This is a genomic window from Spiroplasma ixodetis (assembly GCF_059729505.1).
The window spans coordinates 1,122,251-1,135,551 of the sequence record NZ_AP038353.1; the positions used below are offsets into that span (position 1 = coordinate 1,122,251).

General features: G+C 24.3%; 17 protein-coding genes and 1 pseudogene. 6 read left to right on the plus strand and 12 right to left on the minus strand.

The window, feature by feature from the left end; all coding sequences use genetic code 4:
- Window positions 1–61: 61 nt before the first annotated feature.
- From AC6I4F_RS07295 to AC6I4F_RS07305, 3 genes are all read right to left on the minus strand, one after another.
- On the minus strand, window positions 62–388 hold the full coding sequence (locus AC6I4F_RS07295) for a hypothetical protein (protein WP_497873392.1): 327 nt from the start codon (window positions 386–388) through the stop codon (window positions 62–64).
- A 129-nt stretch (window positions 389–517) separates the two neighbouring features.
- Window positions 518–958 (minus strand): hypothetical protein, encoded by a 441-nt coding sequence (locus AC6I4F_RS07300; protein WP_497873393.1) that lies wholly within the window; start codon window positions 956–958, stop codon window positions 518–520.
- A 76-nt stretch (window positions 959–1,034) separates the two neighbouring features.
- Window positions 1,035–1,226, minus strand: coding sequence for a hypothetical protein (locus AC6I4F_RS07305; protein WP_497873394.1), 192 nt, complete (start codon window positions 1,224–1,226; stop codon window positions 1,035–1,037).
- 140 nt (window positions 1,227–1,366) lie between these two features.
- Between AC6I4F_RS07305 and AC6I4F_RS07310 the strand changes: the two genes are divergently transcribed.
- The 4 genes from AC6I4F_RS07310 to AC6I4F_RS07325 all read left to right on the plus strand — a co-directional run bounded on the left by AC6I4F_RS07310 (window position 1,367) and on the right by AC6I4F_RS07325 (window position 3,438).
- On the plus strand, window positions 1,367–1,912 hold the full coding sequence (locus AC6I4F_RS07310) for a hypothetical protein (protein WP_497873395.1): 546 nt from the start codon (window positions 1,367–1,369) through the stop codon (window positions 1,910–1,912).
- Window positions 1,913–2,203: 291 nt separating this feature from the next.
- Entirely contained in the window at window positions 2,204–2,341 is a 138-nt protein-coding gene (locus AC6I4F_RS07315) for a hypothetical protein (RefSeq protein WP_497873396.1), read from the plus strand.
- A gap of 42 nt (window positions 2,342–2,383) precedes the next feature.
- Window positions 2,384–3,007, plus strand: a complete 624-nt coding sequence (locus AC6I4F_RS07320; RefSeq protein ID WP_497873397.1) for a hypothetical protein — start codon at window positions 2,384–2,386, stop codon at window positions 3,005–3,007.
- 149 nt (window positions 3,008–3,156) lie between these two features.
- Window positions 3,157–3,438, plus strand: coding sequence for a hypothetical protein (locus AC6I4F_RS07325; protein WP_497873398.1), 282 nt, complete (start codon window positions 3,157–3,159; stop codon window positions 3,436–3,438).
- Between the two features lie 145 nt (window positions 3,439–3,583).
- Here the strand turns inward: AC6I4F_RS07325 and AC6I4F_RS07330 are convergent, their stop codons facing one another.
- From AC6I4F_RS07330 to AC6I4F_RS07340, 3 genes are all read right to left on the minus strand, one after another.
- Window positions 3,584–4,405, minus strand: coding sequence for an IS1595 family transposase (locus tag AC6I4F_RS07330; RefSeq protein ID WP_497873399.1), 822 nt, complete (start codon window positions 4,403–4,405; stop codon window positions 3,584–3,586).
- Window positions 4,406–4,418: 13 nt separating this feature from the next.
- Window positions 4,419–5,264: a hypothetical protein gene (locus AC6I4F_RS07335; protein WP_497873400.1), complete on the minus strand. Its 846-nt coding sequence runs from the start codon at window positions 5,262–5,264 to the stop codon at window positions 4,419–4,421.
- Between the two features lie 81 nt (window positions 5,265–5,345).
- Window positions 5,346–5,669 (minus strand): hypothetical protein, encoded by a 324-nt coding sequence (locus tag AC6I4F_RS07340; RefSeq protein WP_497873401.1) that lies wholly within the window; start codon window positions 5,667–5,669, stop codon window positions 5,346–5,348.
- Window positions 5,670–5,953: 284 nt separating this feature from the next.
- Here AC6I4F_RS07340 and AC6I4F_RS07345 point away from each other — a divergent pair, with 284 nt between their 5' ends.
- Window positions 5,954–6,262: a hypothetical protein gene (locus AC6I4F_RS07345; protein WP_497873402.1), complete on the plus strand. Its 309-nt coding sequence runs from the start codon at window positions 5,954–5,956 to the stop codon at window positions 6,260–6,262.
- Window positions 6,263–6,291: 29 nt separating this feature from the next.
- Here AC6I4F_RS07345 and AC6I4F_RS07350 read toward each other — a convergent pair whose 3' ends face one another.
- The 3 genes from AC6I4F_RS07350 to AC6I4F_RS07360 form a co-directional block, all read right to left on the minus strand.
- Window positions 6,292–6,450 carry a hypothetical protein gene (locus AC6I4F_RS07350; RefSeq protein WP_497873403.1) on the minus strand — a complete coding sequence of 53 codons (159 nt, stop codon included), beginning with the start codon at window positions 6,448–6,450 and terminating at the stop codon, window positions 6,292–6,294.
- 172 nt (window positions 6,451–6,622) lie between these two features.
- Window positions 6,623–7,036 (minus strand): hypothetical protein, encoded by a 414-nt coding sequence (locus AC6I4F_RS07355; protein ID WP_497873404.1) that lies wholly within the window; start codon window positions 7,034–7,036, stop codon window positions 6,623–6,625.
- A gap of 1,241 nt (window positions 7,037–8,277) precedes the next feature.
- The gene (locus AC6I4F_RS07360; RefSeq protein ID WP_497873405.1) at window positions 8,278–9,099 is read right to left on the minus strand and encodes an IS1595 family transposase; all 822 of its coding nucleotides are present in this window, start codon (window positions 9,097–9,099) and stop codon (window positions 8,278–8,280) included.
- A gap of 275 nt (window positions 9,100–9,374) precedes the next feature.
- Between AC6I4F_RS07360 and AC6I4F_RS07365 the strand changes: the two genes are divergently transcribed.
- Window positions 9,375–9,527 (plus strand): hypothetical protein, encoded by a 153-nt coding sequence (locus AC6I4F_RS07365; protein WP_497873406.1) that lies wholly within the window; start codon window positions 9,375–9,377, stop codon window positions 9,525–9,527.
- A 7-nt stretch (window positions 9,528–9,534) separates the two neighbouring features.
- Here the strand turns inward: AC6I4F_RS07365 and AC6I4F_RS07370 are convergent, their stop codons facing one another.
- The 3 genes and pseudogenes from AC6I4F_RS07370 to AC6I4F_RS07380 all read right to left on the minus strand — a co-directional run bounded on the left by AC6I4F_RS07370 (window position 9,535) and on the right by AC6I4F_RS07380 (window position 13,298).
- On the minus strand, window positions 9,535–12,162 hold the full coding sequence (locus tag AC6I4F_RS07370; RefSeq protein WP_497873407.1) for a valine--tRNA ligase: 2,628 nt from the start codon (window positions 12,160–12,162) through the stop codon (window positions 9,535–9,537).
- A gap of 275 nt (window positions 12,163–12,437) precedes the next feature.
- Window positions 12,438–13,127: pseudogene (locus AC6I4F_RS07375) on the minus strand (N-acetyltransferase); the annotation flags it as partial.
- A gap of 15 nt (window positions 13,128–13,142) precedes the next feature.
- Window positions 13,143–13,298, minus strand: coding sequence for a hypothetical protein (locus tag AC6I4F_RS07380; protein WP_497873408.1), 156 nt, complete (start codon window positions 13,296–13,298; stop codon window positions 13,143–13,145).
- Between the last annotated feature and the right edge of the window lie 3 nt (window positions 13,299–13,301).

The window sequence follows — 13,301 nt, forward strand, 5'->3', positions numbered from 1 at the left end:
TAAATCATCTTTAATAAGTTTTATTTTATTTTTGGTTTTTTTTAAAAATTTTAATTTTATTTTATAATAACTGGATGGCTATATTTATTTGATAGCATTTAAAATTAATCATTTTTGTATACATATCAATGTTATAAGTTCTATCACCAATCATATGTTTTAAAATTTGTTTAATATTAGTTTCAGTAAAGCAACCAATATTTTCAACTAATGCTTGGTTTAATAAACCATCTTTGGCATTAATAAAATAACCAACTTTTAATTTTTTATATTGCAAAGTTAATGATTGTAAAAAATCAATTAATTCATAATATTGACCTTTTTCAAATAAAGTTATTGCATTTTGATAGTGTAATTTAGCAATTTGATTTTTTCTTCTTCCAGCCATTATAACAAGATATAAAACATGAAAAGCATGGAATTTATCTAAAACAAATTTAGCATTTAAAATTGTAGTAGTTTTTCTAATTCATTTTGCACTATCTCCACAAACTATTAAATTTGCTTGGTCAAAATTTTAAAAATATAAATTACCATATTTTTCAATTAATTTGGCAGTTTTTTCAGCACCAATTTCTGTTTTTGATACTCTTATTTTGCATACTGCTCTTTTATTAATTAATTTTCTATTCTTATTTTTACCAGTACAAAATACTAATAATCTTATAGAACATTTTTTAGTATTGTGTTTTTCATTAAACTTAAATTTTCTATGTCCATCATCAATATTTACATATAAATTTTGAAATGGTTGCAATGGTATTTTTGGAATATTGGCTTTTGGTAATTCAAACTTTTTATATGTTCTACAAACTGTGCTATTACTTATTAAATCTTCAATAAAAGTATCGCAAACATCACGATACTTTTTGCCATCAGCAAAATATTTTAAAATTTGTTTAATAACATTAGGTGCAAGTTTACTATATTTTTTAACACCAAGATAATTATCTAGCAATGAAACAAATTCCTTTTTTTGTGTTTTTGAGTTATAATATGTACAAATACGTCGTTTATAATTTAATAAACCTTTTTTATAAACCTTTTTTTGCTTTTAATTTTCGTTTTCTAAATCTATATGATTTATATTTAGTTTTATCACATGTATTTCATAAAAAATCATCTATTTCTTTAAATAGTTCTTCTGTTTGTTTTAAATTCAATTCATTTTGATTAAAATCGTGTTTGTCTCAATCAAAATGATTTGCAAATGGTAAATTTATCATTTTTAATCTTCCTTTCAAAATTTTGTTTGTTAATAATTTAATTATATTTTTTATAAAAATTAGGGAGTAAAATATGGTTTTTATTAGTAGTTATGCACAACTGAATAAAAAATATAATATTAATTTTAGTGATAATAATTATGGTTTTAGTTGAGATATTTTTAAAGCATATGGACGGTGATGAATGAGCAGAATATTTTACTACTAATTGTTTTTATCGTTTTATACCAACAGCACGTGGAACAAGAAAAACTTGAAACTGTTTAGCATTTGATTTATTTATATGTTGTAATTTTAGTGATAGTAGTGTTCAAGAAGTAAGGCGCTATGAAAATACTCATAGTGAAACAACAATTGGTGCTTTAATGAATGTTTGTCAAGTTTTATTAGATAAGTATGATATTAATTTATTACCGAATAATCCACATGGCATTAAATGAAAAATTACTAAGGATGGTGGATGTATTATCTTTACTAATAATCAACAAATTGACTTTATTGGTTATGCTAATGGTAATAAAATTTTTGGAAAAGAAGCAGGTGGTTCAAGTTTTTTAGGTTCAAGAACAGATGAAATAATCATGGCAGAAGAAAAAGAAACATTAACTGAAAAACAATTAACATATCGATATGAACGTTTACAAAACTCTATGTTTAGAAGCAACAGAATTAAAGTATCAAAATAACCTATTAAAGAATGAAGTTGAACATTTATTGATAAAAATATATATAGTAATACTTTTGGAAAAAAAATTACTCGCTATTTTTATAAAAGTTTCTTTATTACTTTTACATGTAATCGTTATGATAAATATCATCCATTTTATTTAAAATAATGTACGCCATTTTTACCATTAAATGATAAAATAATGGAAAATCTTAAAAAAATTGGAAAAGTTTATTATTAAAATAAAGATGTGTTTAGTGTTTTAGGTTTATTTGTTTTAAGATTCACTATTCAACCGTTTTGAGAAAAATTGCCAGAGATTGAAAAAAGAACATCATTAGAAATGAAAAAAAGTAATCCAGATGAATTTAATACTGTTTTTTATGGTTTTGAATTTTTAGATAGTGATGCAACAATTTTCCCATTTCAAAAAACAGTAAAATATTAACAATCATATGATTTAAAACAATTTTATAATCAAGAAAAAGATATGTATAAATTTGATTTTTATTCAGTTGGTATTGATTGAGCTACGGGACCAAAAGACCATACTGTATTTATGGTAATTGGTTTTAAAGAATATAATAATACTGGTTATTATGATGCTTATATTATTTGTGAATTAGTAGTTACCCCAAATGATTTTATAAATGAAAATGAAAAAATTAATGCTTATGTTAATGAAATTTTAGGATTAATGGATAATTTTGAGAATTTTGAACAAGCAATTTATTTTTATGATGATAAAGCAAGAACAGCAATTGATTGATTAAATCAAAAATTAATTGATGAACATAATACTATTTTAATAACACAAACTGCTATTAAACATGCTTCAAATCTAAATCAAGAAGCCGGATTAACTAATAGAGTAGTTTGAATGAGAAATATTATGAGTTATGGAAATTTTTATCCAAATAAAGATGATTTACCAAAAACAATTCAATGTTTAGAAGAATTACGTTATGATGAAGCAAAAACTAACATTCCTGACAAAAATATGTATCAAGACCCATATGATGCTTTGTTTTATGCACTGTATCCATATAAAAATGTAATTAGGGGTAAAAATAATGCTACTGTGAAAAAAAGCATCTTCATATTTGCTATATAATAAACAATTTCAATACAATTAATATATAGGTATCACAAAATAAACACCTTTAATTTAGGCGTTATTTTGCATTTAAAAGCATACTTGTAAAAATAATCAAAAATAGTACAATTTATAAGTAAAATCAAGGAAAAAAAGAGTAATTTAAGATGAAAACATGAATAAAAACAAATTTAAGTAAAATAACATTAGCATTAGCACTAACTGGTCCAACCATTGAAACAATATGATTAATCATGGGGGTGCTTACCCATGAAAATAAAAAATTAGATTATTATTTAACACCAGATGGACAAGCAATACATGGAAGCAGTATTATATGATGAAATAAAGCAATAAGTCCTGACAAAACATACTTGTATTTTGCTTTAAATACTGCTAATGAACAAGATAATAAAATGGGATGGTACTTATACACCAAATTACTTTAATAATTAACTTTCTAAGTTAATATAGGTAATATTTTCGTTATATTTATCAAATAAATTAAGGCTTTTATCCCTTTATGTACTATTTTTAAATTTTATCACATAAATGGAGATAAAAGCCTATCTAGGAAATTATCCCCGCATGTATCTAAATCAAACACAAAATTATAGTTTCAAAACTAGGTATCTTATTGAATTTATATGCAGCTTCTTTTGCATATAAATGAATATTGTGTTTTGAAACTTTTATGTGTGTTCGAAAAGTTCGTCGGATGTGTTTTCATGCAGATTCAATCTGGTTTGTGTTTACACCTGTTGATGACACATACCCAACTTCATGATTTACGATTTCATGTTTGTGATAGAAGTTTTTGAAACTTCCATATCCCTTCCAAGAATCCGTAAATAGACAACACCCAGTAGAAATGTGTTTCAATGCAAATCATAAAAGGTTTTTCTCATCTGCTTTTTTCAATACTTTCACAATTAGTTTGTTGCTGGTTTTCTCATAAACTCCAACAATCAAGGTTTTATTCAACAAGGATCTTCCTTGTTTTTTAAAACCTACATGTGAAATATACATTTCATCCATCTGTGCTGTGCCATCATCAATGAATCCTGCACCTTGATTCCAAATTCTAGTTCTGATTTCATGAACCATTCTTCAAGCTGTTTTATATGTCACACCCAATTCCCTTGCAACATCTGTTGATGGTATACCATGCTTTGTGTTTATTCATCTAAAGATGAGATAAAACCAAGATGTCAAAGGTGTTTGTGACTTGTGAAAAATGGTGTCATGAAGAATACTAAATGTTTGATGACATTTCAAACATCTTATTCTTCTCAAATCAGAAACATTCAAACTAGAAGAAGCACACCTGATAAATTTCATTACTTTCAAATTCGCTATATATTTCAAACAATCGTTTTCATTTTGAAATATGCTATTGAATTCATTTCAATTCATTTTTTCCTCCACACTAGTACATGTGGGGATAATTTCCTAAATTAATATTTTTTAAAATTATTTCTTGTTTATCAGTTACTAAAATTAAATCATAACTACCAGCAACAAATATTACACTGATTTCAATCCTATTTAAGTTATTAATCGGTTTTTCAATTTGTAATTCAAATTCATTATTATTATCAATTTTTGATATTTCTTTATAAAATTCTAATTTAGAAAATAATTGAAATTTATTTGAACCATATAAGTTTAATGCGTTTTCAATCTTAGTATTTTTAATAACTACTCTTGTAAAGTATTTTCCATATTCACCATTACCAAGAGTCCAATCCGCTGGAATTAATGACGGAATGTTATTACTTTCTAATTCATTTGTAATAGATAATCAATTAAATTGGTTATCATCTAGTTTAAACAATTCGTTTTGACTGATATCATTATTTTTTAATTTAATATTATTAATATCTGTAAAATCAAAGTATATAGATTTTAATAATACTTTTGCGTCTTTAAAATTTCAAATTTCACCAGTACCAGTATGAATAGAATTTGATTTTAATTCAAAGTAATAAGGTAATAAAATCTTGTTATCATCATTTAAACTTTTATTAATTGACATATTTGAATAAATATTATTTGATAACATAATAACTATTTGTTTAAATATTTGTATTTGCGGTAAATTTATATAATTTGGATAATCTAATTTTCATTGTTTAAATAAATTAGTAATTACATCTTCTGGTTTTTGTTCTTCAAATTTTTGTCTTAATTCTGCTATTTTATTGGAAGGATTATTATTAGTATACTGTGCACCATCAAGGTTTCTATTATAACTATATGTATAAGTTAACATATCTAATAATACTTTTTGTAAACTATCAATTGGTGGTTTATCATTTACTTCAATTTCAATATCATTAAAGTTCTGTGATAATTAAATAGCAATATATCTACTAGGATATGGTGGGGTTGGTTCTCTATGACTATATAATGTATATTGTTCATTCTTTTTCATTTCAAAATCAGCTAATTTTTTAGGTACTGGTGCTGGTCGTCCATCATATTGACCAATTTTTGCATATGTTATTTTTGCATTATTAATAATTTCTTTTCTTGTTTCAGTTCCCCCACCAATAGCAATTAAATCTAAAACTGATTTTTCTTGACCTATAAATTGTTTTGCTAAATTTCAAGGTAATATTTGCTCACTAAATCATTGTTGTAATATTCTAACTTTTGGTTGAGTTTCAATAGGCATTGATAATAGGGCAAATGCTATCTTATCTTTAACAAATAACTTGGGTATACTTCCGGTATACTTCCATATTGTCAACTTCACCAAGTACCTTTATATTGCCGAAAATCATGCTTCTAGGGACTTTAATTTTTAAACTAATTACTTTTGTATCTTTATCTAATGGTTTTTGTAATTTAATAATGATTGGATAACCATCTCTTGTTTTAAAATCTTTAATTTTAATAATAGTAATACTTTTAGTGCTTCTAGTTTTTGGATTTTGATAAGGTTGAGAATGGTTATTAATGATATATAAATTATCAATATTATCTTCACTTAAAGGTTCATTAATAGATACAGCATATAACTTAAATTGATTTAATAAATTTATTTATTGAAATATTAAGTTTCTAATATCAGTCATACTATATTCAATAGTATTATCATTAATATTAGTACTTGCTCTTTGATTTAACTGCATAGTAAAATCAGATGTTTCAACAGCAGTAGTTTTTAATACTTTATCAATATCAATAAAACAAATTTTAATAGTATTTGCTGAAAATCTTAAAGTATTATTTTCATTATTTTTAAATAAACGTTCAATTTCATAAATATATATAGTTCTTTTTTTAAATTCATCTTATGCTCTATTAATATCGGGGTCACTAGTACCTTTCATCATATTAGTAAAGTCATAAGGAATATTATCAATTAAATAATCATTTTCTATTTCTGCTTGATTAAGTTTAGTTTGTTTCTGTGGAAACTTCGTTTGTGGTTTGTTGTTTTGATTGTCCATTTTTCTCTCCTATTAATTGGTTATTTTCGGGATTAAATAATCTTAATTTAACAGTTAGATTATTAATTTCTTCATCATTAATATTAAATGTTTTACTATTTAATACATCTTTATCCATACGTACTAATATTTTAATAAATTTAATAATATCAATATTAAATTGTCATAATTTTTATTCAATGTAATTAATAGTTGAAATATTTACTGCTGTACTTTCGGGAACTGATTGTTGTGCAGATTTCTTTTGACTTGGTATATGAATACCACAACGTTTAAATATTTCATTAACATTTCAATCGTATATATCAGTTAAATTTTTACCTTTAAAGTTACTACTGGTCATATTAATATTTTCGTTTTGTTCGTTATTATCTCCACCACTTTTAAAAATATAATTTTTTTTAGTAACTAATATTTGTACAGCATCTTCTAATAAATCTTTTACATTAGCATAAGCTGAATTAAAAATAAATTTGGGTGAGTTTAAAATAGTATCTAAAACAATTTGTTCATAGATAACATCTAATGCTTTAATTTTATCCGTTACTTTATTGCAATCTGCTAACTCATTTGCTTTATTTCGCATAATTGCTATTGGAATATAATTAATATTTAATGTTTGTTCTTGTTCTAAATTTGGATTATTAATATATTCTTTAAAAGATAATGGAAATTGTTTTTTACTATCACTAACACTATAAATTCACGGTTAATTGTTACTTGTTCATTATTTAGTGTATAAACTTCAAATAATCTTACAGTTTGTGCATTTTGTTGATAACTGTCATAAAAAATAGTACATTGAATTAATTTACCAGTAATGTCATAAACTCTTTGTTGTATATCTACGACTTGAAAATATAAATCATCATTAGCAATAAAAATTAAATAACCACTAATTCCTAATTTACTTAATTTAAAAATAGAGTTTCAGTTTTTTCTATAAAATTCTTGTTGAATTAAATAATGTTTAATGGTTTCATTATTAATATCTAATGGAGCATTATATAAATTAGCATTATTTTCTGCTACAAAATCAGTAAAATAAGTTTCATGGTTAAAATCATTAAAACCAAAATAACTTAAAATAGAAGCATGTGTACTTTTACTTTTTAAAAAAGTTAATTTAGTTTTTTTTCATTATTAGTGCTTTTATCTCTTCTTAAAAATCTACCTAGAATAATATTCACCACTTTTTTTTAAAATATTTGATTAATTTTTAATACAATTTTTACAATAATGAATATAATTAAACCAGCAACCGCAGAAGATAATAAAACTCCTATTAAACCTAAAATAATTTTTATAATTTTAAAAAACATAATATTATTCCTGTAATTCTTCTAATTTTCATAAATTACCTTTTAAATTACCTTTTCCAGTATAAATAGTAATCCATTTTGCATGTTGAACTGATAAAATTACTATATTAGCACTATCATTAAATGTTTGTATTTGTACACCAGCAATTTTGTTATCCGTTATAATAAATTCTTGAATAGTATAAAATCGATTATATATACTTCAAGAATAATAAACTCTATAATGTTTATTCTCTTGAAAATCATAAGTAATTTGTCAATTATCTCATTTATTTTTTTCTCTTGTTCCTACTTCTTTTCAATTTTTAATATTTGGTGTTGGATTATTTTTTAATTCAATATCTCATTTATTTTCTCTAATTTCATTAGTTTTTAAACTATATGAATTAATTTTAATAGGTTTTTCTATATTAATAATAGGCTTTTATCCCTTTATGTACTATTTTTAAATTTTATCACATAAATGGAGATAAAAGCCTATCTAGGAAATTATCACCACATGTATCTAAATCAAACACAAAATTATATTTTCAAAACTAGGTATCTTATTGAATTTATATGCAGCTTCTTTTGCATATAAATGAATATTGTGTTTTGAAACTTTTATGTGTGTTCGGAAAGTTCATCGGATGTGTTTTCATGCAGATTCAATCTGGTTTGTGTTTACACCTGTTGATGACACATACCCAACTTCATGATTTACGATTTCATGTTTGTGATAGAAGTTTTTGAAACCTCCATATTCCTTCCAAGAATCCGTAAATAGACAACACCCAGTAGAAATGTGTTTCAATGCAAATCATAAAAGGTTTTTCTCATCTGCTTTTTTCAATACTTTCACAATTAGTTTGTTGCTGGTTTTCTCATAAACTCCAACAATCAAGGTTTTAAAAAACAAGGATCTTCCTTGTTTTTTAAAACCTACATTTGAAAGATACATTTCATCCATCTGTGCTGTGCCATCATCAATGAACCCTGCATCTTGATTCCAAATTCTAGTTCTGATTTCATGACCCATTCTTCAAACTGTTTTATATGTCACACCCAATTCCCTTGCAACATCTGTTGATAGTATACCATGCTTTGTGTTTATTCATCTAAAGATGAGATAAAACCAAGATGTCAAAGGTGTTTGTGACTTGTGAAAAATGGTGTCATGAAGAATACTAAATGTTTGATGACATTTCAAACATCTTATTCTTCTCAAATCAGAAACATTCAAACTAGAAGAAGCACACCTGATACATTTCATTACTTTCAACTTCGCTATATATTTCAAACAATCGTTTTCATTTTGAAATATGCTATTGAATTCATTTCAATTCATTTTTTCCTCGACACTAGTACATGTGGGGATAATTTCCTTCTATTATATTAATATTAGGAACTTCATTAATACTAAATATTATTTATATCCCAAAATTCTTAAATGGTACTACTAATCAAAATAGCATTACTACTAATATTGAAATTACAGCTATCAACGGCAAGGAAACTATTCTTGAAAAAACTAATTATATTACTACTTTTAATACAATTGGTAATTTATTAAGTGCTTGTTCTAATGATTTTACTGTTGAAAAAAGTCAATTGGGAAGATTTTTGGTTGCTGTAAAAGGTAAAAAAGGTACTCAAGAAGATAAAAAATTTTGATACATTGAGCATTGAAATGGTAAAGAATTTATTGATTTTTCAGTAGGTATTGATGATATTAAATTGGAAAATAATAAAATTTTTCAACTTGAATTAAAATAAAAGTTTTTTATAATTCTTTAATCTTGGCATTGATTAATTTTTTTTGATTTTGATACTTTTCTAATTTCTGCTTTTCTATTTCAACTTTTGTTGGTGGTGCTTTTGCTAAAAATTGTTGGTTATTTAAAATATCTTTACTACGTTTTATTTCATTTTCAATATAAACTAATTCCTTTTTTAATTTTGCTAATTGTTCTTCCTTATTAAATAAATTTGAAACATTAATTTCTATTACTGCTGAATTAATAATTTTAATTATTTTATTATTAACAGACAACTGACTATCACTAATAGTAACAATTTGACTATTAGTTAATTGTAATAAATAAGGATTTAAAGTATTTTTTTCTACTTCAAAAAAAGAATTAGTCGTATTGATATGAATAGTTAACGGTAATTTTAAAGATAAATTAAGTTCTTTACGAATTTCTCGAATATTACCAATAATTTCAATTAATATTTCAACAAATTGTGTTACATCTTTTGTTTTTTCCATAACTTTAACTTTAGGAAACTTATTTGTTAAAATGCTATTTTTATACCCTATTTCTTCATAAATTGCTTCTGTAATAAAGGGAATAAAGGGATGAACCATAATAATAATTTGCTGTAAAACATAATATAATGTTTGTAATGAGTTACTTTGTTGCTCTTGATTTTGGAAATTAACTTTATTTAATTCAATATATCAAGAACAATATTTATTTCATATAAAATTTGATAGTGCTTTAACTACTAAAACAAATTCATATTTTTCCATATATTGCTCTACATAAATAATCAATTGATTAAGTTCTTGTAAAATTCATTGATCAATAAATGATAACGAATTATTATAGACAATATTTTCATCTAATTGAAACTTATCATCAATATTCATTAGTACATAACGTGCAGCGTTTCATAACTTATTATTGAAATTTCAAGCTGACTCAACTTTAGTAATACTAAATCTTAAATCTTGACCGGGAGCACAATTGCTAACTAAAAAGTAACGTAAAGCATCCGCACCATACTTTTTAATAACTTCCATTGGATCAATGCCATTATTTAATGATTTTGACATTTTTCTACCTTGTTCATCACGAATTAAACCATGAATTAAAACATTAGTAAATGGTTTTTGATTAGTAAATTTTCAACCCATAAACATCATTCGTGCAACTCAAAAAAATAAAATATCATAAGCAGTAACTAATACTGATATTGGATAATATTTTTGCAAATCAACATTATTTTGTGGTCAACCCAAGGTTACAAAAGGTCATAAACCGCTAGAAAATCATGTATCTAATATGTCTGATTCTTGAATATAATCGTTAATTGGTGATGGTGGGTTAGTATCAACATAAATTTTCTTAGTTTTTTTATGATATCAAACCGGAAGCGAATGACCCCATCACAATTGACGGGAAATACATCAATCTTGAATATTATTTAATCACTGCAAAAGTTGTTGTTCAAATAATATTGGATGAAAATCAATCTTTGTTTTCTTATTTTTTTGTTTATCAATAATCATTTCAACTAATGGTTTCATTTTTATGAATCATTGTTGTGATAAATATGGTTCAATAATAGCGTTACTTCTTTCTGAATAACCAACTTGATGAAGATGGTCTTCAACTTTTACAACTAAATTTTCTTTTCTTAATTGTTCAACTAATTGTTTACGACATACCATTCGATCTTGATTAATATATGATTGTGCTAATTCATTCATAGTTCCATCAACATTCATACAAATAGGCATTGCTAAATTGTGACGTAATGCAATTTCATAGTCATTAGCATCATGAGCCGGTGTACATTTCATAGCACCCGTTCCAAAATTCATATCAACATAATCATCAGCAATAACTTTAATTAACATTTTATTAGCCGGATTAATAACCATTTTACCAATAAATTGTAAATAACGTTTATCTTTACTATTTACAACTATACACTGATCAGCAAACATTGTTTCTGGTCTGGTAGTAGCAATAGTAATAAATTCACTACTATTTTCTATAAAATATTTTAAATAATACATTTTTCCTTTTGTTTCATGATAATTCACTTCAATATTAGAAATAGCGGTTTTTAATTCTGGATCTCAATTTACTATCTTTTTTCCTCGATAAACTAAACCTTCTTTATATAACTTTACAACTACTTCATTAACTGCTTGCTTAACATTTTCATCTAAAGTAAATACTTCATGCGAATAATCTAATGCTAAGCCAAGTTTTGCTCACTGTTTTCTTATGTTTTGTGCATATTCTGTTTTTCATTTTCATGCTTGTTGTAAAAATTTATCTTTACCTAATTCTTGCAAATTAAGTTTTTGTTCTTCTTTAATACGTTGTGCAACTTTAACCTGAGTGGCAATGCCAGCATGATCCATACCGGGTATAAATAAAGTATTAAATCCTTGTAAACGTTTATAACGAATTAATAAATCTTGGATAGTACTATCTCAAGCATGACCTAAATGTAAAAGTCCGGTTACATTGGGTGGTGGTAAGATAATAGAAAATGTAGGATTAATAGAACTAACATTTGCCTTAAATAATCCAGATTTTACTCATTGTTGATAACGATCCTTTTCAATTTCAATATGATTATATTTTTTGTTTAAATTTCTATTCATTTGTTATACTCCTTTTTAAAATAAAAAAACATTCCACAAATAGGAACGTTTCTTAACGCGGTACCATCCTAATTCATTTACAAAGTAAATGCACTTAATTATTATTTAAATTACTAATAATATAAACTACCTTCAAATTAAACTTGCTTAGTTTACAGCAACCACTAAGTCTCTAAATTACTATTTAATTTTACTTTTTTATATTTTAAATTAATTATGTATTTTATTTTACATTGTTAATTTTAAAAAACAAGACATTTGAGAAAAGAAAAAATCTATATATTAAAATTATCTTTTTTAAGAACAGAAGTTGATGTTTTCATAGACTGCATGCAGTCTAATTTATTTTTTATATTTTGATCAAAATCACACAATAAAGGAGTATCATCTTTTTTTATTGTCTTTTTTTGATATGTTTGTTTTTCTAATAATTTTATTTTTCTTTGTTCTAGTTTTAAGTTATTTCATCATTTTTTTGCCTCATTTTTAACAACCTCTACTTGTTTGGGGGTTAAAGTATTTAATCATTGTTTTGGATTTTTGATTATTTGTTCTCTTTGTTGATTAAATCAATCAATAACTTTTTGATAATCTTCCTTTAAAATTGATTCTTCATGTATTAAAACTTCATCTAAAATACTAGATAATATTTCACTATCCTCTAATATCTTTTGTTCATCATTTATAGCTTTTGATTTTGACTTATCAAAATCAATAAAAATTTCTTTTATTTTAATATTTTTTCACTTTTCAATATCATCTCTTTTATTAAAAATTGCATGAGGTATATTAATTTCATAATCATAAAAAAAGTTTTTTTTATTTCATGCATAAGTGAATCCTAATTTTTCATAAAATTCACCGACAGTAACATTAGTTGGATCTGATAATAAAATAAGGTTTTCGATATTATTGCTATGACATATCTCAAAAATTTTGTAAATAAGTAAACTACCATATTGTTGCTTACGATATTTTTCTTAAATAAATATACTTTCTAAAATGGCTTCTTTTTTTTCTAAATCAATAATAAGTAATGCATCACCAATTTTATTACTAAATTCATCAATTAATAATAAACTTTTTATACTTTGATTATTTAAATTATTAGTAATAACTTCTCTGCTGTTTGCCATATT